24 protein-coding genes and 1 tRNA gene are annotated in these 24159 nt (G+C 37.6%); 11 read left to right on the top strand and 14 right to left on the bottom strand.

What is annotated here, in order from left to right; translation table 11 throughout:
• Positions 1–7: 7 nt before the first annotated feature.
• Positions 8–1714: a glycoside hydrolase family 3 protein gene (locus tag WC623_RS05090; protein WP_372848600.1), complete on the bottom strand. Its 1707-nt coding sequence runs from the start codon at positions 1712–1714 to the stop codon at positions 8–10.
• A 290-nt stretch (positions 1715–2004) separates the two neighbouring features.
• On the opposite strand from WC623_RS05090, the gene WC623_RS05085 reads away from it, so the two are divergent.
• The 3 genes from WC623_RS05085 to WC623_RS05075 all read left to right on the top strand — a co-directional run bounded on the left by WC623_RS05085 (position 2005) and on the right by WC623_RS05075 (position 5023).
• A complete protein-coding gene (locus tag WC623_RS05085) occupies positions 2005–2619 on the top strand; it encodes a porin family protein (RefSeq protein WP_372848598.1) in 615 nt (204 codons plus the stop codon).
• Positions 2620–2771: 152 nt separating this feature from the next.
• Complete coding sequence (gene glpK, locus WC623_RS05080) at positions 2772–4262, top strand: glycerol kinase GlpK (protein ID WP_372848596.1); 1491 nt, start codon at positions 2772–2774, stop codon at positions 4260–4262.
• A gap of 29 nt (positions 4263–4291) precedes the next feature.
• Positions 4292–5023: an MIP/aquaporin family protein gene (locus tag WC623_RS05075; protein WP_372848594.1), complete on the top strand. Its 732-nt coding sequence runs from the start codon at positions 4292–4294 to the stop codon at positions 5021–5023.
• 66 nt (positions 5024–5089) lie between these two features.
• On the opposite strand, the gene WC623_RS05070 is transcribed toward WC623_RS05075, so the two are convergent.
• The 5 genes from WC623_RS05070 to WC623_RS05050 all read right to left on the bottom strand — a co-directional run bounded on the left by WC623_RS05070 (position 5090) and on the right by WC623_RS05050 (position 8564).
• A complete protein-coding gene (locus WC623_RS05070; RefSeq protein ID WP_372848592.1) occupies positions 5090–5785 on the bottom strand; it encodes a LytR/AlgR family response regulator transcription factor in 696 nt (231 codons plus the stop codon).
• A gap of 119 nt (positions 5786–5904) precedes the next feature.
• Positions 5905–6288 carry a DoxX family protein gene (locus WC623_RS05065; protein ID WP_372848590.1) on the bottom strand — a complete coding sequence of 128 codons (384 nt, stop codon included), beginning with the start codon at positions 6286–6288 and terminating at the stop codon, positions 5905–5907.
• A 148-nt stretch (positions 6289–6436) separates the two neighbouring features.
• Positions 6437–6524, bottom strand: a tRNA-Ser gene (locus tag WC623_RS05060).
• 47 nt (positions 6525–6571) lie between these two features.
• A complete protein-coding gene (gene pyk / locus WC623_RS05055) occupies positions 6572–8002 on the bottom strand; it encodes a pyruvate kinase (protein WP_372848588.1) in 1431 nt (476 codons plus the stop codon).
• Between the two features lie 142 nt (positions 8003–8144).
• A complete protein-coding gene (locus WC623_RS05050) occupies positions 8145–8564 on the bottom strand; it encodes an IPExxxVDY family protein (RefSeq protein WP_372848586.1) in 420 nt (139 codons plus the stop codon).
• Positions 8565–8721: 157 nt separating this feature from the next.
• Between WC623_RS05050 and WC623_RS05045 the strand changes: the two genes are divergently transcribed.
• The 3 genes from WC623_RS05045 to rnc are packed head-to-tail and all read left to right on the top strand — an operon-like array spanning position 8722 to position 11024.
• Positions 8722–8958, top strand: coding sequence for an acyl carrier protein (locus WC623_RS05045; protein ID WP_008241990.1), 237 nt, complete (start codon positions 8722–8724; stop codon positions 8956–8958).
• A gap of 28 nt (positions 8959–8986) precedes the next feature.
• A complete protein-coding gene (fabF, locus tag WC623_RS05040; protein WP_372848584.1) occupies positions 8987–10240 on the top strand; it encodes a beta-ketoacyl-ACP synthase II in 1254 nt (417 codons plus the stop codon).
• A 55-nt stretch (positions 10241–10295) separates the two neighbouring features.
• Positions 10296–11024: a ribonuclease III gene (gene rnc / locus WC623_RS05035; protein ID WP_372848582.1), complete on the top strand. Its 729-nt coding sequence runs from the start codon at positions 10296–10298 to the stop codon at positions 11022–11024.
• Here rnc and WC623_RS05030 read toward each other — a convergent pair.
• Entirely contained in the window at positions 11021–11740 is a 720-nt protein-coding gene (locus tag WC623_RS05030) for a hypothetical protein (RefSeq protein WP_372848580.1), read from the bottom strand. The two genes, rnc and WC623_RS05030, sit on opposite strands and share 4 nt — an antisense overlap.
• Positions 11741–11840: 100 nt before the next feature.
• On the opposite strand from WC623_RS05030, the gene WC623_RS05025 reads away from it, so the two are divergent.
• Genes WC623_RS05025 through nadD form a run of 3 tightly spaced genes read left to right on the top strand, consistent with a single transcriptional unit; the run spans position 11841 to position 13868 of the window.
• Positions 11841–12704 carry a YicC/YloC family endoribonuclease gene (locus tag WC623_RS05025; protein WP_372848981.1) on the top strand — a complete coding sequence of 288 codons (864 nt, stop codon included), beginning with the start codon at positions 11841–11843 and terminating at the stop codon, positions 12702–12704.
• Between the two features lie 6 nt (positions 12705–12710).
• Positions 12711–13280 (top strand): guanylate kinase, encoded by a 570-nt coding sequence (gene gmk / locus WC623_RS05020; protein ID WP_372848578.1) that lies wholly within the window; start codon positions 12711–12713, stop codon positions 13278–13280.
• A 15-nt stretch (positions 13281–13295) separates the two neighbouring features.
• Positions 13296–13868, top strand: coding sequence for a nicotinate (nicotinamide) nucleotide adenylyltransferase (gene nadD / locus WC623_RS05015; RefSeq protein WP_372848576.1), 573 nt, complete (start codon positions 13296–13298; stop codon positions 13866–13868).
• Here the strand turns inward: nadD and WC623_RS05010 are convergent.
• Complete coding sequence (locus WC623_RS05010) at positions 13865–14575, bottom strand: SAM-dependent methyltransferase (protein WP_372848574.1); 711 nt, start codon at positions 14573–14575, stop codon at positions 13865–13867. The genes nadD and WC623_RS05010 overlap by 4 nt on opposite strands.
• A gap of 304 nt (positions 14576–14879) precedes the next feature.
• Here WC623_RS05010 and WC623_RS05005 point away from each other — a divergent pair, with 304 nt between their 5' ends.
• Together WC623_RS05005 and WC623_RS05000 are read left to right on the top strand one after the other, a co-directional pair.
• A complete protein-coding gene (locus WC623_RS05005; RefSeq protein ID WP_372848572.1) occupies positions 14880–16235 on the top strand; it encodes a DUF6600 domain-containing protein in 1356 nt (451 codons plus the stop codon).
• A 105-nt stretch (positions 16236–16340) separates the two neighbouring features.
• Complete coding sequence (locus WC623_RS05000; protein ID WP_372848570.1) at positions 16341–17918, top strand: peptide chain release factor 3; 1578 nt, start codon at positions 16341–16343, stop codon at positions 17916–17918.
• A 68-nt stretch (positions 17919–17986) separates the two neighbouring features.
• Here WC623_RS05000 and argH read toward each other — a convergent pair whose 3' ends face one another.
• The 6 genes from argH to WC623_RS04970 are packed head-to-tail and all read right to left on the bottom strand — an operon-like array spanning position 17987 to position 24119.
• Positions 17987–19318, bottom strand: coding sequence for an argininosuccinate lyase (gene argH / locus WC623_RS04995; RefSeq protein ID WP_372848568.1), 1332 nt, complete (start codon positions 19316–19318; stop codon positions 17987–17989).
• A gap of 24 nt (positions 19319–19342) precedes the next feature.
• A complete protein-coding gene (locus tag WC623_RS04990) occupies positions 19343–20413 on the bottom strand; it encodes a M20 family metallo-hydrolase (protein ID WP_372848566.1) in 1071 nt (356 codons plus the stop codon).
• Between the two features lie 2 nt (positions 20414–20415).
• Complete coding sequence (gene proC / locus WC623_RS04985; protein WP_372848564.1) at positions 20416–21234, bottom strand: pyrroline-5-carboxylate reductase; 819 nt, start codon at positions 21232–21234, stop codon at positions 20416–20418.
• 2 nt (positions 21235–21236) lie between these two features.
• Positions 21237–22025 carry an acetylglutamate kinase gene (gene argB / locus WC623_RS04980; RefSeq protein WP_372848562.1) on the bottom strand — a complete coding sequence of 263 codons (789 nt, stop codon included), beginning with the start codon at positions 22023–22025 and terminating at the stop codon, positions 21237–21239.
• A gap of 1 nt (position 22026) precedes the next feature.
• Complete coding sequence (locus WC623_RS04975; protein WP_372848560.1) at positions 22027–22989, bottom strand: acetylornithine carbamoyltransferase; 963 nt, start codon at positions 22987–22989, stop codon at positions 22027–22029.
• Complete coding sequence (locus WC623_RS04970; RefSeq protein ID WP_372848558.1) at positions 22986–24119, bottom strand: aspartate aminotransferase family protein; 1134 nt, start codon at positions 24117–24119, stop codon at positions 22986–22988. The genes WC623_RS04975 and WC623_RS04970 overlap by 4 nt, the downstream gene beginning before the upstream one ends.
• Positions 24120–24159: the final 40 nt, after the last annotated feature.

Here is a 24159-nt window from a genome sequence, read left to right as displayed (position 1 = left end):
CTTAGAATTAAAGTCCGTCGCCATATTTAAAAAAGCTGTTCACCGTTACAGGTAGTTTTCCTGTTGCAATTACTTGATTCTTAATTACTGATGCTGCCGCTTTCTGCATGAAATCTTCCTTTTGATAAGCAACAACTAAACCTTGGCTTTTCTCTAAACCGGGCAATGCTGCCAGGTTATACGGGTTGGCAAATAATGCAAAAACAGCATTGCTTAGGGACATATCTTTAATAAACATTTTAAGATCATCACTCAGCACTATTCCATTTCCAGGACGTGTACGAGTATCATGTATTCCTATAATAATCTGATCAAAAGCTTTAATTTCTCTTAATACCTTTGCAATATAATTTGCAGTTGCATTTTTATCCAAAGTATAAAATACGGCATTTTTATAAAAGGCACCTAATTCACGTTGAAACAGGGTTACTTGCGGAGCACCGATGCTAATAATTATGGTACGTTTTTCTGGATTTAGCTGCTTTATATTTTCCTTTCCTGTTAACAAAGTCATAGCGCTTTCTGCGAGTTGCTGTACCAATGCCACACTTTCAGGCCGGTTAACTTCAGCAAATACGTTATTTTCATCAATAGATTTTTTAACATTTAAACCTGCCCAATATTTAGCAGTAAGGATCTTTTTAACACTCTGATCGATCTGATCCATGCTTATCCTGTCCTCTCTTACAGCATTACGAACCAATTTAATTGCTCTGGCACTATTTTCAGAAAGCTCTAAAATATCATTACCTGCTATGATTCCCATTACATCCGCTTCACCATCTTTAAAATTCTTAACTACTCCCTTCATTTCCATAGCATCAGAGATTACAATTCCCTTAAAGCCAAGCTCTTCTTTTAAAAGGCCTGTGACTATTGGTTTTGATAATGTAGATGGCATATTCGGAGTATTATCCAACGATGGGATATTCATATGTGCAATCATCACCCCAGCAGCACCACCTTTAATCAGCTCTTTAAAAGGATAAAGTTCCAGGCTATCCAGACGCTCTTTTGTAAACTTTAACTGAGGAAGATCATAATGTGAATCCACATCAGTATCACCGTGACCAGGAAAATGTTTAATACTTACAAGCAAACCACCGTCCTGCATTCCGTTCATATATGCTGCAGCTTTAGTTGCCACATTGTATTTATTTTCGCCAAAAGAACGAAAGTTAATTACCGGATTTTTTGGATTGTTATTTACGTCAACATCTGGAGCGAGGTTCATATGCATACCGATACGTTTATAATCCTTTGCCACTTCCAGGCCCATTTTATAAATCAGGTCTTTATTCTGCACCGCACCAAGTGCCATTTGATATGGGTAAGAAATCGTACTGTCTAAACGCATTCCCAAACCCCATTCCCCATCGGAGGTAACCAATAATGGCACCTTGGCCAGGGTTTGATACTTATTGGTTAGGATAGCTTGTCGCCCTGGCCCTCCCTGAAAGAATACCAATCCACCAATCCGTTGTCTTCTGATTACTTTTCCTACAGAATCTTGATAGGCTTTACTAAAATTAGTATTAGCTCTTACAAAAAACATTTGAGCAATTTTTTGTCGCTTACTTAAGCGTTTAAATACAGAGTCTACCCATTGATTAGGTTCTTCAAGCGTTTGTAGATATGTTTTCTTTTGTGCAAAGGCAGCGAAAGTACTTGATATTGAGAATAATCCGATTATTAGAAAGTGCCTGATGTTCATTCGTATTACTAATTATATAAAGTTTCAAAGTTAAACAAAAATCCAGCGATTAGATTTAAAGCACCACTTATGCCAACTCAAAAGAACAAGGAGTTACCTCCATCCAATTGTATCAAATTTGATACAATTGGATGGAGGTAACTTTAACTTGTCCTTAAAAATAAAGAATCAGAAGTTTTTAATCATCAGTTATATAAGCACACTTAAACCTGTTTTTAATGTAAAATTTTATTTACAGATCAAATTGGCACATTTCTTTCACTTATGATGACAACAAAAAACATACAAAGATGAAAAAAGTAATTATTTTGGCCCTAGGCCTATTTGCCGCTAGTGCTACTTACGCACAGAGTCCAATTAGATTGGGAGTTAAAGCGGGTGTAAATTTACCAAACATCATAAAAGATGACGGAAACAATGATTTTAAAACTAAAGTTAATACAGGATTTAATGCCGGTGTAACTTTAGATATTAATTTGATTAAAGGACTTGCTTTTACACCAGAGTTGCTTTACTCTACTAAAGGTTATAAAGCAGAAACTGTATTTGGTGATTTCACACAAACCACTAGTTTCATTGATATTCCGATTCTGGCAAGTATTAATCTTGGTGGAAGTGGTTTAAACCTTGTTGTTGGACCCCAGGTTTCATTCTTGTTATCGACAAAAAATAAATATGAAAATGGTTTTGGATCTGCAGAACAGGAAATTATTGAAGACAAATCGGACAGATTTAAAAAGAGTTTAGTTGGTGGTCTGATTGGCTTTAGATACGACCTAAATGAAAAATTTGATATACATGGTCGTTATGCTTTAGATTTCCAGAAAAATAATGAAGATGGATCAAGAGAAACCCCAGAGTTTAAAAATCAGGTTTTCTCAGTTGGTGTGGGAATAAAATTCTAGAGATTCAACTCAGAGTCTGAACGGGTTGTGCTTATAAGGCACAACCCGTTTTTTTTATAAAAATTAAGCCCTAATTTCACATTGCATCTTTTACTTTCGATAATGATTGTTTATACTTACGTTTTATTACACATTATTGCCAATTATAAACTATGAGCAAATTTATTTTATCCTTTGATCAGGGAACAACCAGTTCAAGAGCGATTGTATTTAATAAGGAAGGTGGAATTGTATCTATTGCACAAAAGGAGTTTGAGCAGATTTATCCTCAACCGGGATGGGTAGAACACAATGCCAATGAAATATGGACTACTCAAATATCTGTTGCTACTGAAGCAATTGTAAAGGCTGGTATAACCCCTACTGACATTGCAGCAATTGGAATAACCAATCAACGTGAGACTACAGTTTTATGGGATAAGAAGACCGGAGAGCCTTTATGCAATGCTATTGTATGGCAAGACAGACGAACCTCAGCCTATTGTGATGAACTTAAAGCGAAAGGCCTTGCTACAAAAATACAAGAAAAAACAGGGCTTATCTTAGACGCCTATTTTTCGGCTACTAAAATAAAATGGATTCTTGACAATGTAGCCGGTGCCCGTGAAAAGGCTGCTGCTGGTGAATTGGCTTTTGGAACTATCGATTCCTGGCTAATATGGAATTTAACAGATGGAAGGGTACACATTACTGACGTAAGTAATGCTTCCAGAACAATGATATATAACATCCATACTTTAAGCTGGGACCAGGAGCTACTTGATCTTTTCGATATTCCTGCAAGCATTCTTCCTGAAGTTAAATCTTCGAGTGAGATATACGGGGAAACGACAGGTAATGTCCTTGCTGCAAGGATCCCTATTGCAGGAATTGCTGGCGACCAACAGGCTGCTTTGTTTGGACAAATGTGTACTCAGGTCGGCATGGTAAAAAACACTTATGGTACAGGCTGTTTTATGCTGATGAATATTGGCGATAAACCAATTGTATCAAAAAACAATCTGGTTACAACAATTGGATGGAAAATCAATGGCAAAGTACAATATGCGCTTGAGGGCAGTATATTTATTGGTGGCGCTGTTGTACAATGGTTAAGGGATGGACTGGGTATCATTAAAAATTCAGCAGAAGTTGAACAGCTGGCACTAAAAGTTAAAGATACTGGAGGGGTATATCTGGTGCCTGCATTTGCTGGCCTTGGAGCTCCTCACTGGAACCAGGATGCTCGCGGAACCATCACCGGTATCACTCGTGGTACAACCTCATCACATATAGCCAGAGCGGCTGTAGAAAGTATTGCCTTCCAAACAATGGAAGTTCTTAAAGCCATGGAAGCAGATTCTGGACATAGCATTAAGGAATTAAGAGTTGATGGCGGGGCGACTGCTAATGATATGTTAATGCAATTTCAAGCGGATCTATTAGATACAACGGTAATTCGTCCTAAAGTGACCGAAGTGACAGCCTTGGGGGCCGCATATCTTGCTGGCCTGGCTGTGGGCTATTGGAGCAGTATGGATGATATTAGCGGGCAGTGGAAAATTGATAAGAATTTTAATGCTGGAGAAGCTGAAAACATCCCTGAGCGAATCAAAGGATGGAATAGAGCTGTTAAAGCTGCTAAGGCAGCCGCAGAGAACTAGTATATTTATAAAAATTAAACTTAGAACACATGTCTCCTTTTTTAGCTGAAATACTCGGCACAATGTTTATGATTTTACTAGGTAACAGCGTTGTTGCCAATATGGTTTTAAAGGGAACCAAAGGGAATGGTGGTGGCTGGATAGTGATTACTACCGCATGGGCATTTGCCGTTTTTGTGGGGGTGGTTATTGCTGGGCCTTATAGCGGTGCACACCTTAATCCTGCCGTAACTATTGGCCTTGCCATTGCAGGGAAGTTCAGCTGGGCACTCGCACCTACCTATATTGCAGCCCAATTTATTGGCGCCATGTTAGGTGCCTTTTTGGTATGGCTCCTTTTTAAGGATTTTTATGCAGGAACAGAAGATCAAGGTGCGAAACAAGCGACTTTTTGTACAGCCCCTGCTATCCCAAATACAGTTTCAAACCTCATCAGTGAAATCATTGGAACCTTTGTCCTGATATTCGTAATATTTCATTTTACGAATGCTGATATGGGTGTAGACAAGAATCCTATTGGACTTGGCTCCATTGGTGCATTACCGGTTACATTATTAGTATGGGCAATTGGCTTATCCCTTGGAGGTACAACTGGTTATGCTATTAACCCGGCAAGAGATTTGGGACCTCGTATTATGCACGCTATATTACCAATAGCCGGCAAAGGGAACAGCAACTGGGGTTATGCGTGGATTCCGGTAATTGGCCCGATTATAGGCTGTGCAATCGCTGCTGCGCTTTATATTTGTATCAATAGCTAGTTTTAACATAAGAAAGGGGCACAGATTGATGATTTGTGCCCCTTTCTCATATCTTAATATCTTAGGCTAAAGAATTTGCATTCTTTTGTACAGTAAAGATCTATAAGCATCTGAAACAGGAACAATCTTGCGATTAACGATAAGTGTTCCTCCTTCTATAGTATCAATTTTACTTACATTAACGATAAACGAACGATGTACTCTAATAAAGATATTCTTAGACAACTTCTCTTCTACTGATTTTAATGAAGAATGTATAGAATACTCCCCATCAGCAACGTTAATGCGAACATAGTCGCCCTGTGCCTCCATATACAAAATATCATTAACCTTAAGTCTTCGTACGATATTTGAGTCTCTGATAAACACGAATTCGTCATCTTTATCGGCCTGGTTCAAGCTTTTGGTCAACAACATTCTTTTTGCTTTCTCTACGGCTATCAAAAAACGCGCAGGAGTAACTGGTTTGATCAGGAAATCTACTACATTTAAATCGAATGCCTCTGCGGCATAATCTGTTGCTGAAGTTGTAAAAATAACCATCGGCCTTTTATCTCCTAAGCTTTTAATCAGATCAATGCCGCTCATATCTGGCATCTCAATATCCAGAAATAAGACATCTACATTATTTGTTTGCAATTGCTCATACGCGATTAAGGCATCGGCACATTCGCCTACCACAGCCAGACCAGAGGCCATGCTAATCAGTTTTTTCATAACCGTAAGCGCTATAATATTATCATCAACTACTAAGCAATTCATTTGGATTTGGGAATGATTACTCTAAAATAGCCATTATAGCGATAACATTAAATAGAACAACTGCACTGAATGAATTGAACAGAGAACCTTACTATACTGCTAAAACATCAGTAATAGCCTTATAAAGCGCTATAATCTTGATTCCTATTCAGCTTATGATAGTAAATATAAGACACGGCAAGTATTGCGAAAACAACAAGTGGGAAGATCGCCTGTCCACCGAAGCCGTCCACAGCCCAATGACTGATAGAGGCAAAAATAAAGTCGAATCCAAAACCTGCATACACCCATTCTTTTACTCGTCCTTTAATTTTAGGAATAACAAGTGCAATTGAGCCTGCTACTTTAAAAACAACAAGTGCAACACCAAAGTACTCTGGATATCCGAGATGTCTGATACCCTCCTTAGCCATTTCTGTTTGCGATGTTAATGCTGGCATTACGCCTTCAAATAAAAAAATAAGTATCGTGGCTGCCCAGAAGATGATTTTTTCTTTTTTCATTATAGTATGGTTTTAAGTGTTTAATTATAACATAAAATTATAGTCTATATCTGAATATGAAAAGAAGAAAAACGACAACTTAAGGGGGGACATGCGACATCACTTAAACAAATAAAGCCCAACAATGTTGGGCTTTAAATCTATCCTGCGGAGAGTGAGAGATTCGAACTCTCGATACCCTTTTGGAGTATACACACTTTCCAGGCGTGCTCCTTCGACCACTCGGACAACTCTCCGTTTTGCGGATTGCAAAAGTAGAAAAAATATTGAATGCTAAGGAATATTAATCGATAACAGTAACTTTCAACATATTTGTCTTCCCTTTACGTTCCATTGGAATGGCCGCAGTGTTAATGATTACATCACCACTTTTAACTAGTTTCTTAGCTTTAAGCAAGTTATTTACATCCTGAATTGTTTCGTCAGTACTCTCAAACTTATCATAATAGAAGCCCTGAACACCCCATAGCAAGCTTAAGCTATTTAATAAACTTTTATTACTTGTAAAGATATATGTATGTGCTTTTGGTCTATGACTAGAAATTTCAAATGCAGTATAGCCACTTACAGTCATAGATACGATACCTGCTGCATTCGTTTGTTTAGATAAGAAACATGCTGTATCACATACTGCATCACTTAAGAAACTTTCAGCTTTTGGCTTTAAGAATTTCTCTGGATGGAATGGATAATTATTCTGCTCTATATTCTGGATAATTTTTTGCATAGTCTCAATAACGATCAATGGAAACTCTCCAACAGAAGTTTCTCCACTAAGCATTACAGCATCAGCACCATCAAGAACTGAATTCGCAACATCATTCACCTCAGCGCGTGTAGGTCTAGGCGTAGTAATCATGCTTTCCAACATTTGAGTAGCAACAATTACAGGTTTAGAAGCTGCACGACATTTCTGAACGATCATTTTTTGCAACAAGGGAACTTCTTCCATTGGCATTTCCACTCCAAGGTCACCACGGGCAACCATAATACCGTCTGAAACTGCAATGATTTCATCAATATTTGCAATCGCCTCAGGTTTCTCAATCTTAGCAATTACACGGGCACTTTTACCTCTTTGTTTGATAATATCTTTTAATTCAATGATATCTTCTGCATTACGTACAAAAGAAAGACCGATCCATTCTACATCGTTTTCGAGAACAAATTCAAGGTTTTTACGATCTTCAATGGTAAGAGAAGGAATAGAAACTTTTGTATTTGGTAGGTTTACACCTTTTCTTGAAGTCAGGATCCCACCATGAACAACCTCACATAACACCTCGTCTTCAAGATTCGTTTCAATTACACGCATTTGCAGTTTACCGTCATCCAAAAGGATAATTTCACCTGCTTTAACATCTTTGGGAAATGATTCATATGTGATATAAATCCGCTCTTCATTACCCACACATTCCTTAGTCGTAATTACCGTTCTAGCCCCATTAACAAGCTGTATACCACCGTCTTTAACTATGCCAATTCTAATTTTAGGCCCCTGCAAATCGGCAAGAATTCCTACATTGTAATTGTGCTTTTCATTAAGGGTCCTAATGGTATCCAGAACTTCCTGGTGATCTGCCTGTGAACCGTGAGAAAAATTCAAACGGCAAACATCCAGTCCGGCATTGAACATACTATATAAAACATCTGGTTTTGCTGAGGCGGGGCCTAAAGTGGCTACGATTTTTGTTCTTGAATGAAATGGTTTCATTGAGTTATTTTAATTTTATTACAGACCAACAAAATAAGCATCTATAAATAAAAAAAACCGATGCCAGTCTAATTTATTAATCTATCTGTTTGGTTACGTAAATTCAAATATAGTGTATTTTATACACCTTTAAATATAAATTTTACATTACTAAATTCTCTTTCGATTTCAATTTAGATGGATCTATTTGCGCAGCCACCTGAATATCAGGCAGTTTATTAAGACCCGCCAAAATATAATTTAAATCTTCCTTATCAATATACTGATGAATAACCATAAAAAAATCGACCTTATTCATCTCTGGAATTAAAAATCCTTCAGCATTTCGGTTGTTAATTATGTAATATTCGATCTCTCCTTGCTCAACAAAAAAATAATATTTTGAAAAAGAAAGAGGCTCTTCATCAATATTAAAATAAACTTCGTGGTCATCAATCTTTTCAAAATCAAAGTTTAATCTTGTATTAATTTGATGACACAGCACATAATCCTTTAAGGATGCAGTAATAGCAATTAACACAAAGTCTAGATCTAAGGAAAGTTTTAGGTAAGTTTTGTTCAAAACAGAATATTTTACGGAAATACGAAATTATAAAACTAATTTTACATTGATGTTCAAAATAAAAACATTAAAATTGGCAGAGAAATAAAAACATTTGAAATGTGTAAATATTTATTTTTCTTTGCACTGAATTATTTAACCATTAAATTATAACATTATGTCTGATATTGCTTCAAGAGTTAAGGCTATTATCGTTGAAAAATTAGGTGTGGATGAAAACGAAGTTACACCAGAAGCTTCTTTCACTAACGACTTGGGTGCGGATTCTTTGGATACAGTAGAACTTATTATGGAGTTTGAAAAAGAATTCAATGTAGCAATCCCTGATGATCAGGCTGAGACCATTGGTACAGTTGGTCAAGCAATTGCTTACTTAGAGAAAAACGTTAAGTAAAAATACGGTTTCCGTATAATCCGTATAAATGGAATTAAAAAGAGTAGTAGTTACAGGGTTAGGTGCGCTCACTCCAATCGGCAATACCATTCCAGAGTTCTGGGATGGATTGGTTAATGGGGTGAGTGGTGCCGGCCCTATTACCGGTTTTGACACTTCAAAATTCAAGACAAAATTTGCATGCGAGCTTAAAAACTTCAATGCTGAAGATTTTTTAGATAGAAAAGAGGCTCGCAAATTAGACCCATTTGTTCAATATGCGATCGTTTCGACTGATGAGGCTGTAAAAGACGGTAATTTCGACTTTTCCCAATTAGATACCAATCGTATTGGTGTAATCTGGGGTTCTGGTATTGGCGGTTTTAAAACGTTTCAGGATGAAATGAAGAACTTCTTTTTAGGTGATGGTACGCCACGCATAAATCCGTTCTTTATTCCAAAAGTAATTATTGACATTGTTCCTGGGCATATTTCCATAAAATATGGACTTAGAGGCCCTAATTTCGCTACAGTTTCTGCCTGTGCTTCATCTACAAATGCAATGATTGATGCTTACAACTATATTCGTTTGAATATGTGTGATGTTATCATCAGTGGTGGTTCAGAAGCGATCATTAATGAAGCTGGTATTGGCGGATTCAATGCAATGCATGCCCTTTCAACAAGAAATGATGATCCTAAAACTGCTTCCAGACCGTTTGATAAAGACCGTGATGGTTTTGTTGCCGGTGAAGGAGCTGGGACAATCATTTTGGAAGAGCTAGAGCATGCTAAAAAACGTGGTGCAAAAATCTATGCTGAATTAGTTGGCGGGGGAATGAGTGCTGATGCAAATCATATTACGGCTCCACATCCTCAGGGACTTGGCGCCAGAATGGTAATGCAAAATGCATTAAACGATGCCGGAATGACAACAGCAGACATTGATTACATTAACGTTCATGGTACCTCAACTCCCCTTGGAGACATCTCTGAAAGCAGGGCAATTGTGGACCTTTTTGGCGAAGATGCTTACAAGCTGAACATTAGTTCAACAAAATCAATGACAGGTCACTTATTGGGTGCTGCAGGTGCAATAGAAGCTATTGCTGCAATTCTTGCAGTTAAGAACGATATTGTTCCACCTACAATTAATCATTTCAATGATGACCCTGAATGTGATCCGAAATTAAATTTCACGTTTAACAAGGCGCAAAAACGTACCATCCGTGCTGCTCAAAGTAATACCTTTGGCTTTGGTGGTCATAATGCGTCTGTGATTTTCAAGAAATACGAAGAATAAGTCGCTTTATGTAGGAAGCTCCAGTATGTTGCTTCCTTTAATTTTTTAATATTTAATGCCATTATTTGATCTGTATAAGCTCTATCTGTCACCAGATAAAGTCTTTATAAGAAAATTGAAAAACATTTTAGGCTTCGTGCCTGGAAATGCTATTTTGTACAAAATGGCATTCAGGCACAGGTCTGTGGCAAAGATTTTAAAGAATGGAACCAGGAGCAGCAATGAACGTCTTGAGTTTTTAGGTGATGCAGTATTGGGTTCTGTAATTGCTGAATTGCTATTCAAAAACTACCCATACAAAGAAGAAGGATTTCTTACAGAGATGCGCTCAAAAATTGTAAATCGTGCAAATCTAAATCAACTGGCCCGTAAAATGGGTTTCGATCAACTGATTGTGTTTGATCAAAAAGCTGTAAATGTTCAAACTAAACATCACTCTATGCTTGGTGATGCATTTGAAGCACTCATCGGTGCAATCTATCTTGACAAAGGGTATAACTTTACCAAAGATTTCCTTCACAAAAGAATTGTTAAGCCATATATTGATATTAATACTCTTGAACAGACTGAAACCAATTTTAAGAGTAAACTCATAGAATGGTGTCAACGTCATGGTAAAGATATTACTTTTGATATGGTTGAAAATGGAGAGGGAGAAAGTAGCAAGTTATTCACCATTCAAGCTGTTATCGAGGGAGAGAGCTATGGTATAGGTAGAGATTACAATAAGAAAAATGCTGAGAAGTTAGCTGCAGAAAAAACCTGCGAAGCGCTTTCAATTTAATTTTTCTTATCTTTTCTAAGCGTATCTGTATAATTCTTATAGGAATCCCTGATATACTTTATAGCATCATACTGTGCCCAGTTTTTGGCCTTTTCATATTCTGGACGGTAATCTAACATGAATTTCTCCAGATCTTCGCCTTTCAAATCTGTATTATTTTGGATTAAATACTCATTAAAAAATCCATCTATCTTAGTTTGCTGTAATTCAGTCTCATAGTATCGTCCAAACCTTCTGGCATTCTTTGGCGTTCTTCCAACCAATTCATATACTGCTGTTAAAGGCTTAAACAAAAAAGCCAGAAAGGGAGGTTTACCTTGATAGAATGAACCTTTATTCTTATAATCTCTTTTAAGTTCCTGTAATTCCTGTTTTTTAGACTGCCCACTAATATCGACTTGCCGTAACATTCTACCTCTTTCCAGATAAACAAGCTGATCTTTACTACCGGCAACAATAATCTCTGCATCGGAATAATCTCTTTTAATTACTAAAATTGTATCGCCTGTAAGGGCTTTAATCTGATATATGCCCAAATCATTACTGAGCACTTTAAATCCTGATCGCTTATTTGTGAGCTCTGCACCTGCCACCCGATTTAGTGTGCCTTTCTCAAATACAGCCCCTCCTAATAGAAACTCCTGGCCCATAGCTGCAGGGGTAGCAAACAGGATAAACATCCAAAACAATAAAATATTTAAAGGATTAAACTTCATTTCATGTAAAACTAACCATTGTTTGGCAATTACCTTAGTTAAAAAAAGTTAAATGACCAGAAAAAGCCAATAAATTATATCTTTGCACATGATAAAATCAATGACAGGATATGGCCTGGCCTCTACAGATCATCAAAATGTAAAATTTTCGGTAGAGATAAAATCCCTAAACAGTAAGTTTTTAGAACTGAATCTAAAATTACCTAAAGCCTTTTCAGATAAGGAATTACTGTTACGCAACATTTGCAGTAAAGAAATAGAACGCGGAAAAGCAAGTGTTTCTATAAATATTGAACGTGGAGAAGAGGCTTTAAAAGGAGCAACTATCAATGCAGCATTGTTGAGTAAGTATTATAAAGAACTGGAAGAAATCAACATCAGTTTAGGTGCGAATTCGACTAATCTATTACAAGCTGTTCTTAATTTTCCGGACGTAATTAGTTATGTTGAAGATGAGATAAGTGAAAATGATTGGGTTATTTTAAACAGCGCTTTCACTAAAGCGCTTGAAAATTTCAATAATTTCAGAGAGACAGAAGGAAATGTTTTAAAAGCAGATCTTGAGCTTAGAATTAAAAATATCCTTAGCTTTTTTAGTCAGATTGAAGTGTTGGAACCTCTAAGGATCCCACAAATTAAAAATCGACTGAACCAGTTTTTAGAAGATAATGTTGGCAAAATCAACGTTGATCAGAACCGTTTAGAGCAGGAATTGATCTATTATATAGATAAATTAGATATTACTGAAGAAAAGATCCGCTTAAGAAGTCATTGTGATTATTTTATTGATACTTTAAAAAGTAAAGATGCCAATGGTAAAAAACTTGGTTTCATTTCTCAGGAAATAGGACGTGAGATCAATACAATGGGAGCAAAAGCAAATGATGCACAAATTCAGCAGCTTGTTGTAGGCATGAAAGAAGAACTTGAAAAGATTAAAGAACAACTATTAAACGTTTTGTAAGTACCAATGAAACAAGGTAAACTAATTATATTTTCTGCACCTTCTGGAGCAGGTAAAACTACTATCGTTAAACACTTACTTACGAAGTTCCCTTCATTAAGCTTCTCTATATCAGCTACTACTCGTGAATCCCGTGGGGATGAAAAAAATGAAAAAGACTATTATTTCATTTCTAAAGAAGACTTTCTGCATAGGGTTGCACTTCATGAATTTGTGGAATTTGAAGAAGTATACAGCGGTACATTCTATGGCACTCTAAGGTCTGAAATTCAACGTATATGGGACAACGACCAACATGTTATATTTGATATTGATGTAGAAGGCGGTTTGCGTTTAAAACGTAAATACGAAGAAGAAGCGTTAGCTATATTTGTACAACCACCATCTTTAGAGGTACTGAAAGAGCGTTTAACTGGTAGAGGTACTGACAGTAAAGAAAAGCTTCAGGAACGCTTTATAAAGGCTGAAAAAGAATTGGCTTATGCTGATAAATTTGATGTAATCCTGAAAAATTTTGATTTGCAAACGGCTTGTCTTGAGGCAGAGAAATTAGTAGGAGACTTCTTAAAAAAATAAAACCCATATTGAGTGATGAAAACCGGACTTTTCTTTGGCTCCTTTAATCCCATACATATTGGCCATTTAATTATAGCAAATTATATGGCTGGTTTTTCGGGTTTAAAGGAAGTCTGGCTTGTTGTTTCTCCACATAATCCGTTAAAAAATAAGAACAGCCTCTCAAACATGTACGACAGGCTGGAAATGGCCAGATTGGCGACTGAAACATCTGAACAGATTAAAATCAGCGATATTGAGTTTAATCTACCTCAACCCTCCTTTACCATCGATACTTTAGCTTATTTACAGGAAAAATACCCTGGTAAAGAATTCGCATTGATTATGGGGGCAGATAACCTGGCTTCCTTTAAGAAATGGAAAAATTACGAAGTCATTTTAAAAAATTACCAAATCTACGTATATCCAAGACCTGGTGCTGACATATCGGAATGGGTTAACCATCCTTCTGTTATCATTACAGAAACACCTCAGATGGACATTTCTTCAACATTCATTCGTAAAGGAATTGCTGCAGGCAAAAATGTACAATACTTTGTTCCCGATAATGTTCTGTCATTTATTGACAGCAAAAACATGTACCGTTAAGTTCTATAAATCAGAAATATGGTTGGCTTCTTATGTAGGTCGATACGTTCCTGACGCCACTGTCCAATAGACATCGTTTTTACAAATTCATCCTCTCCAGTTAAGTTACAGGCAATGCAAAGCAATGTTTGTGCAGCGGTATTTTTTAGAATATCTTCAAAAAGGTGATTATTACGGAAAGGAGTTTCAATAAACATTTGTGTCTGCTTATTCTTTTGAGCCAACTGTTCTAATTCCTTAATTCTCCTACCTCTTTCTGCTTTATCAATAGGCAAATAACCATTAAAGGTAAAGCTCTGTCCATTAAATCCTGAAGCCATTAATGCCAGCAAAATAGAACTTGGCCCCACCAATGGTACCACTTTAATTCCACGTTTATGAGCTTCAAGGATAACTTCTGCTCCAGGGTCAGCTATTCCCGGACAACCCGCCTCACTCATCAATCCTACATCTTTTCCCGTCATCAGTTCCTTAAAATAAGGCACCATAGACTCATTACGCTTATGTTTCCCATAATCATGAATAACAAGCTCACTTTGAGGTATTTTTATTCCCGCCTCCTTAAGAAACTTCCTTGCTGTTTTCTCATTTTCAACAATATATGTGCTTAAAGAATTAATGGTATCACCCAAAAAAGCAGTAAAAGATTTTTGAGCTGCATTGTCTGCCAGTGGAACAGGGATTAGAAATAGTGTACCTTTTGTCATTCTGAATTATGATTTTAAATACAAAAATAGCAGAATTATTTGCGCTAAAGCATATAATCCTGGATATAAATAGTGTTATGCTTATGCCATCTTAACAAATTATTACGTTATTACCATTAAAAAAAAGGTAAATTGTATATCAGAATTTTAATTAAAATGGCCAGACAAAGCCATTAAACAAATTTTATTGGGAGATCGCGCAACATCACATTGTAATATTTTAGCAGACATATTAAACTTTATACAAGTTTTGGAACTCAAATTGATAGAATAAAAACGTTAGGTAAATTTAACACACACACAAATGAAAAACATGATCAAATTACCGGCTATTGTGCTTGGGCTAATGCTCATGCTAACCGGAAGCACACAAAAGGCTATGGCTCAAGATGATGACATATCATTACAGTCGTTTTACGACGAGCTTTCTCCTTATGGAACCTGGATTCAGGATCCTCAATATGGTTACGTATGGAGACCAGATGTGGAACAAAGCGACTTCAGGCCTTATTACACAAATGGCCGTTGGGCTATGACTGAATATGGAAATACATGGGTATCTAATTATGATTGGGGTTGGGCACCTTTCCATTATGGAAGATGGGTCTATAACCGCTACAGTCAATGGGTTTGGATTCCAGATACCACATGGGGACCAGCATGGGTAAGCTGGAGAACTGGCGGTGGATATTATGGCTGGGCACCAATGGGCCCTGGAATGAATGTAAATATTAACTTTAGCATTCCGGACCTATGGTGGGTATTTGTTCCTCAAAGGAATATTTATTATGATAGTTTCCCAAGATATTACTCCCGTAGGAATGTGACCATCATTCATAATACGACTATCATTAACAATACCTATGTAAATAATAGGCGTTCATATTATACAGGTCCTAGAGCAGATGATATCAGACGTGCAACAAGGCAAGATGTAAGAGTTTACAATGTAAACAATACAACCAGACCAAGTAGAAGCAATATTAGTGGCAATAATTTAAACATCTATAGTCCAAGACCAAGCAGAGGTAATACGAATGCTAATGCAAGACCTAGAGAAGCAATAAGAGGTGAAGGTTATACGACTGCGAGACCTGATAGAAATTCAAATGGGAACTCCAACTCTCGTCCTTCAAGAGGAGATAATCAGGGAAATAATAATCCTGGGAACATGAGACCTTCAAGAGAAAACAGGCCTAATGTTAACTCTGGATCAGAATCAGGAAGACCAACATTTGATAACAATTCAAGGCCTTCAAGAACAGAATCTCGTGATCGTAATGAAAACCAATCTGGAAGACCTGAAAGAGTAAGTCCACCGAGAGAAATGCCTGCTCAAAGGCCTGAACAAAATCAAACATTCCCTCAGCAACAACCTGAGCGTAGAGAGCGAGTAGACCGCAGCAACGGAGGAACAACACGTCCTGAACGTACCCAACGTCCTGCTCCTGTGCAAAGAGAAATGCCAACACAGCAGCAGTCAAGGCCAATGCAGCCTCAACGTCAGGAAAGCAGACCAGCCCCTACTCAAAGGCCAGAAATGCAAAGACCTGAGCGTGCGCCTCAAAGTGTACAACCTTCAAGAAGTAGTGAAGGCAGAGGTCACCAAGGCGGAGGAAGGTCAGAAAGTTCAAGACCTAGTCGTGGCGAAAGAGGTTAATAAACCATGCTAATTCTGAAAAACCGGCGATTATAATCGCCGGTTTTTCTTTTATATATTATAATTATCTTTGCAGCCGCATCAAGCGAACAGGCTTAATTCTTTATGATTCATCCAGAAATAGAAAAACGAAAAACATTCGCCATCATCAGTCACCCCGATGCCGGCAAAACAACCTTAACAGAGAAGTTCCTGCTATTTGGAGGCGCCATCAATACTGCCGGAGCAGTAAAACGGAATAAGGCAAACCAAAGCAATACTTCCGATTTTATGGAAATAGAAAAACAGCGTGGGATTTCTGTGGCAACTTCTGTGATGGGTTTTGAATATGGCGACAAGCGCATTAATATATTAGACACCCCCGGTCACAAGGATTTTGCTGAAGACACCTACCGTACTTTATCTGCTGTAGACAGTGTTATCCTTGTCGTAGACTGTGTAAAAGGAGTTGAGGAACAAACGGAAAAACTAATGTCCGTTTGTAGAATGCGAAATACCCCTGTCATCATTTTTATCAATAAAATGGATCGTGAGGGTAAAGATGCATTCGATCTGCTTGAAGAAATAGAAAGTAAGTTAAATATTAGTCTTTGTCCTTTATCCTGGCCAATTGGTCAAGGACACACTTTTAAAGGCGTATACAGTATATATAACAAACACTTAAACCTGTTTAAATCTGACAAATCTAAAATCACAGAGCCCGTTATTGAGGTGAATGACCTAAATGATGAAAACCTAACTAATTTCTTAAAGCCTAAAGAACTTGATGGTTTAAAAGGCGATTTAGAACTGGTAGAGGGGGTTTATGGAGAATTAGATAAAAACATGTATACAGAAGGTTTATTAGCCCCTGTATTTTTTGGAAGTGCGATCAACAACTTCGGAATCAAGGAACTGCTGGATACATTTATCAATATTGCTCCAAGTCCCAGAGGACGTGAGGCTGAAGAGCGTGAAGTTGCTGCCGAAGAAAAGAATTTCTCAGGTTTTGTATTTAAAATTCATGCAAACCTGGACCCAAAACATCGTGATAGGATTGCTTTTATGAGAGTTTGTTCAGGTAAATTTGAACGTAATAAATTCTATTATCACACCCGTCAGGAAAAGAAATTAAAATTCTCCAACCCGATGGATTTTATGGCCAATGAAAAGAGTATTGTTGAAGAAGCATGGCCAGGGGATGTTGTAGGACTTTACGACAGTGGAAACTTTAAAATAGGTGACACCTTAACTGAAGGAGAAAAACTTCAATTTAAAGGCATTCCCAGCTTCTCTCCTGAAATATTTAAGGAATTAGAGAACAGGGACCCTCTAAAGACCAAACAGCTGGAAAAAGGCATACAGCAACTTACAGAAGAAGGTGTGGCCCAATTGTTCATCATGCAACCCGGAAACCGAAAAGTTGTAGGAGCTGTTGGGGATCTTCAGTTTGAGGTAATTGCTTTTCGGCTAGAGCATGAATATGGCGCAAAAGCAGCATTTAGAATGCTTAGTTATACCCGTTCAAATTGGATAACCGCAAAAGATAAAACCAAACTTGCAGAATTTCTCAAAAGAAAACAGGCTCACATTGGGACAGATAAAGATGGTAACCCGGTTTACCTTGCAGATAATGAGTTTATGATTAATATGACTATGCGGGATTATCCCGATATTGAGTTTCATAAAACCTCAGAGTTTTAATACAAAATTGCCCTGTATCAGTTGATACAGGGCAATTTTGTATAATATTTAGCTTTTTTTTAAGATACTTATTTCAACAATGATGCTATTGCCTCATGTGTTTTTTCAAACTTAAATTGAGACAACACTTCGGCCATCATACCTTCAATTTCATCATTACAAAGGTTACCGATACTGCCTTCATGAGTATGGTTTACTGATTTCCCTGGCTTAAATGTCCCATTATCAATAGATTCTCCAACTATTTTATAAGCCTCTCTAAAAGGAGTCCCCTTAAGTGCAAGTTCATTCACTACCTCTACACTAAATAAATAAGCATACTTTTTATCGTCAAGAATAGCATCTTTAATGCTGATATTCTGCAGCATGAAAGTCGTCATTTCCAGGCATTCATTTAAAGAGGTGATAGCAGGAAAAAGGTTTTCTTTTAGCAACTGTAAATCACGATGATACCCTGAAGGAAGGTTCGTAGTCATTAATGCAATCTCATTTGGCAAAGCCTGTATCTTATTACAACGTGAACGAATCAGCTCAAATACATCTGGGTTCTTTTTATGCGGCATTATGCTGGACCCTGTAGTTAATTCGTCAGGGAAGCTGATAAATCCGAAATTTTGATTGATAAACAGACAGACATCCATTGCCATTTTTGCTAACGATGCAGCAACGGAAGACATTGCCTGTGCCAGTGTTCTCTCTGTTTTACCTCTTCCCATTTGTGCATATACAACATTGTAATTCAATCGCTCAAATCCAAGTAATTGTGTAGTCATTGTCCTGTTTAAGGGGAAGGAAGAGCCATAACCCGCAGCAGAGCCTAATGGGTTCTTATTGCAAATCTTCCATGCAGCCAGCATCATCTCCATATCGTCAACCAAGCTTTCGGCATAAGCCCCAAACCATAATCCGAAAGATGATGGCATAGCAATTTGCAAGTGAGTATAGCCTGGCAATAACTTATCTTTATGGGTATTACTTAACGAAATGAGCTGTCCGAATAAAACATTGGTATTACCTACCATTTCTTCAATACAACTTCTGAAATACAGTTTCAGATCAACCAAAACCTGGTCATTGCGTGAGCGTCCGCTGTGTATTTTTTTACCGGCTTCACCAATCCGTTGTGTCAACAGCCATTCTACCTGAGAATGGACATCTTCAACTGTATCTTCAATAACAAACTTCCCAGCTGCTATCTCTTCATATATATTTTTTAATTCCTTTTGAATCTCGGCAAGTTCAGCAGCAGTAAGCAAGCCAATACTTTCCAACATCTCTACGTGAGCCAATGACCCTAAAACATCAAAAGCTGCCATCTGCAAGTCCAGTTCCCTGTCTTTACCCACCGTAAAGGTTTCTATATCCTTATTTACATCAATGTTTTTTTGCCAGATTTTCATGTATCAATTTATCTTAAAATAATTCTATTTACCCTGAACTACAGGTTTTAGCATTGCTATATAAAGCTCAATGCCTTCTTCAATCTCCTGGGTATAAACATACTCATCAGCCATGTGCGACCGTGCAGAATCTCCAGGGCCAACTTTTAGCGAAGGAATACTCAGTAAAGCCTGATCAGAAGTAGTTGGAGAACCATAAGTAGTCCGTCCTAAACCAAGCCCCGACTGTACAATGGGATGCTCTTTATCAATAGATGAAGGTTTTAGCCTTATTGAACGGGGTTTTACATCACAGTCAACATTAGTCCTGATAATTTTCAATACTTCTTCATTTGTATACGCATCCGTTACGCGGACATCAACTGTAAAAGTGCAGGTAGCAGGAACAACATTATGTTGAGAACCAGCATTGATGATGGTTACGGACATCTTTAAAGGGCCAAACATTTCTGACACTTTTGAAAAACGATAACTTCTGAACCATTCAATATCTTTCAGTGCCTTATAAATGGCATTGCCCCCCTCTTCACGTGCAGCATGTCCCGCTTTTCCATGAACAGTACAATCAAGCACCAGCAATCCTCTTTCAGCAATAGCCAGGTTCATTAGTGTTGGTTCACCTACAATGGCAAATTCCAGTTCACCCAAATCAGGAAGCACATACTCCAAACCATTGTTCCCGGATATCTCCTCCTCTGCGGTAGTAGCCAAACAGATGTTATAACTTAATCCTTCTTCCTCATAATAGTAAAGAAACGTCGCTATTAGTGAAACAAGGCATCCTCCTGCATCATTACTGCCTAATCCATATAACTTTCCATCTTCCACTGCAGCGTCGTAAGGATCGCGTGTATAGCCCGAATTTGGCTTCACTGTGTCATGATGAGAATTTAGCAATAAAGTAGGCTTAGCCGCATCAAAGTGTTTATTGTAAGCCCATACATTATTCAGCTTACGGCTTGTTATAATATTCCGCTCCTGTAAAAAATACTCAATGGCATCAGCGGTCTTATCTTCTTCTTTGCTAAAGGACTGAATGCTGATCAATTGTTTCAACAATTCCAGACTATCCTTTTGCAGTTGATCGATTGTCATAGTTATTCGTTTGTGTACAAAGCTCCTGCTTTAGTTGCCGAAAGCTTAATCCCTTTTATTAAAGAAGAGCTAAATCCATTATGTTCCATTTCATTCAATCCTGCAATAGTACATCCTTTTGGAGATGTTACTTTATCGATTTCCTGTTCCGGATGCGATTGCATCAACAACAATAAATCTGCAGCACCTTTAGCTGTTTGTACGGCCATTTTTAAAGCTTCATCAGCATGAAAACCAATTTCAACCCCACCTTGAGAGGCAGCCCTGATTGCTCTTAAAAAAAATGCAATTCCACAAGCACATAATGCCGTTGCAGAAGTCATCAGATCTTCATTGATCTTAACTACAGATCCCACAGTTTCAAACATGCGAATTACCTCTTCCACATTTTCTGTTGTCGCATTATCCGTAGCTACACAAGTCATGGATTGCCCAATGGCTATTGCTGTATTTGGCATAGCGCGAATTACCTGTACCTCTTCTCCCAGTTTACTGCGAATATCTAAACAGCTTACACCAGAAGCAACAGAAATAAATACATGCTTATTCGCATCAACAACCTGTTCTATTTGCGAAAGTAAACTATTCAATTGTTGCGGCAATACGGCTAATACCACAATATCAGCACCAGCAACTACTGCTGCATTATCATTACTTACTATAAATCCCTCTTCAGCAAGATTACTCAGGCCAGAAATATTTCTTCTTGTTAAACTGATCTGTCCCGGTTCAGCATAGTTAGATTTTACCAATCCTTTGGCTAAAGAAATACCTATGTTTCCACTTCCCAAAATGGCTATCTTGCCCTTAAACTTGTTCATATTTACTTGATTAATCTGGTTCCGAAATTATTTCCGCTAATTTGAGGTAATTCATCTGCTTTACCTATATATACTGTCGATACGCCGCTTTTAATCGCCTCAAAAGCATTGTGCAATTTAGGGATCATTCCACCCGAAACCACACCTTCATCTTTTAATGTTTCAAATTGCTCCATTCTGATCTCAGTTACCAATGAATTATCATCATCCACATTACGCATTACCCCTCTTTTTTCAAAACAATAAATCAATGAAGTATCATAAGTGGAAGACATTGCCACAGCCACTGCAGAAGCAATTGTATCCGCATTTGTATTTAATAGTTGAGTATCCCCATCATGTGTTATAGCACAAAATACAGGTACCAAACCAGCATTCAACAAACTACTTAAAGTTTCTGAGGAAACAGAAGAAGCATCCAGATCACCGACAAAGCCATAATCAATGTCTTTAACCGGTCTTTTAACAGCTTTAATCACATTCCCATCAGCTCCAGTAAGGCCAATAGCATTACAGCCCTTAGCCTGTAATTGAGCCACCATATTCTTATTGATCAGGCCGGCATAAACCATAGTTACCACCCGAAGTGTATCAATATCAGTTATCCTTCTACCATCAACCATTTTTGCTTCAATACCGAGCGAGGCACCCAGTTCAGTAGCAATCTTTCCACCACCGTGTATTAAAATCTTATCTCCAGGGATTGCAGTAAAGTCCAGTAAAAACTGATGCAGCTTTTCCGAGTTATCAATAACATTTCCCCCAATTTTAATTACACTTAGCTTCTTCATATTATAATTTTTCTAGTAGTTGCTTCAATACAGCTTGTGCTGCCCATAAACGGTTTCCTGCCTCATGAATAACAAGTGAATTTGGACCATCCAATATTTCCGAAGAAAGCTCCAGATCACGACGTACCGGCAAGCAATGCATTACTTTTGCATCATTTGTCTCTTTTAACTTATCATTGTTCAGCATCCATCCTTCTGGAAAAGGAAGTACTTTACCATATTCCTTATAGCTCGACCAATTTTTTACATATATGTAATCGGCTCCCGCCAAAGCTTCATCCAGATTATGCGTAATGTTGGCTCCTGGTGTAAAATCCTCATTCAATTCGTAACCTTCAGGCTGTGCAATGGTAAAATCAAGCATCCCCTCTTCTTGTGCTTTACACATCCATTCTGCAAAAGAATTCGGCACAGCTTGTGGTAATGCCTTAATATGAGGAGCCCAGGCTAAAACAACCTTAGGTTTAGCCATTCCCTTCCATGTTTCCTTGATAGTTATCAAGTCAGCTAAACTTTGCAAAGGATGTCGTGTAGCACTTTCAAGACTCACTACTGGTACTTTACAGAATTCTATGAACTTATTGAAGAAATCTTCGTTATAATCTTCATCCCTATCTACTAGTTTTGGAAATGAACGTAAGCCAAGAATATCACAATACTGCCCCATTACAGCAGCAGCCTCCCGGATATGCTCTACAGTTGAGCCATTCATAACCACTCCGTCCTGAGTTTCAAGTGCCCAACCTTCTTTGTCCATGTTCATTACCATCACATTCATCCCCAAATTTAGGGCTGCTTTTTGGGTGCTTAAACGGGTGCGTAAACTTGGGTTTAAAAAAACAAGGCCTATTGTCTTATTCTTTCCCAGGTGCTGATGAGCATATGGGCTTTCTTTAAGTGCCAATGCGTCTTTTACCAATTGGCTGATGTCTTGCACATCATTTACTGAAGTGAATTGGTTCATGCTTTTAAAGCGGTTTTAAAGTCGTTTAAAAATTGATCTGCCTGATCTTTAGTTAAATTTAAAGCAGGCAGTAGTCTGATTACGTTAGGTTTTGCCTCTCCTGTAAATATTTTATATTTAAAAAGAAGGTCTTTTTTTACGTTGGATTGATTTTCAGAAAGATCAATACCAATCATCAAACCACGCCCACGTACTTCATTGATTCCTTCTATCTTTTTAAGCTCATCAATCAGATAGGTTCCTATCTCTTCTGCATTTTTGAGCAAATTATCCTGTTCTATGACTTCCAATACTGCCAATGCTGCTGCACAAGCCAAGTGATTCCCTCCAAAAGTGGTCCCTAACATACCATGCCAAGGCTTAAGTTTAGGAGCTATTGAAATACCTGCTATTGGAAAGCCGTTACCCATTCCCTTTGCCATGGTATAAATATCAGCTTCAACACCTGCATAATCATGCGAGTAAAACAAGCCTGTTCTACCATAACCACATTGCACACTGTCAGCAATATATACAGCATTGTATTGATCACAAAGTGAACGGATTTTTTGCAAGAAGCTAATCGAAGCTTCCTGAATTCCCCCGACACCTTGTATACCTTCAATAATTACCGCAGTAATTTCATTTCCGTATGCAGCAAAGGCATCTGCTAAAGCAGCCTCATCATTGTGTGGGAGAAAAATAATATTTTCTGTTTCATTTACTGGTGCAATGATTTTAGGATTATCAGTTGCAGCAACTGCTAAAGATGTTCTGCCATGAAAAGCACCTTTAAATGCAATGACTTTCTTTCTTCCATTGTAAAAAGAAGCTAATTTCAGTGCATTTTCATTTGCCTCTGCACCAGAATTACATAGAAAAAGTTGATAATCTGTTTTACCAGATACTTCCCCTAATTTTTTTGCAAGCTCAACTTGTAAAGGAATTTTAATGGAATTTGAGTAAAATCCAACTTTGTTTAACTGATCAGTTAAACGAGCAACATAATGTGGGTGAGTATGACCTATAGAGATTACGGCATGACCGCCATATAAGTCTAAATATTCCTGTCCATTTGCATCCCATACTTTACTTCCGGATGCTTTGGTAATTTCTATATCATTGAGTGGATAAACGTCGAATAAATTCATTTTTTTAATTTTTAAATGGTATTGTGAATAAAGGATAAGC

The organism is Pedobacter sp., from assembly GCF_041645105.1.
Classification (GTDB): domain Bacteria; phylum Bacteroidota; class Bacteroidia; order Sphingobacteriales; family Sphingobacteriaceae; genus Pedobacter.
The sequence above is the reverse complement of the archived record's forward strand: the minus strand, read 5'-3'. Positions and strand labels throughout refer to the sequence as shown.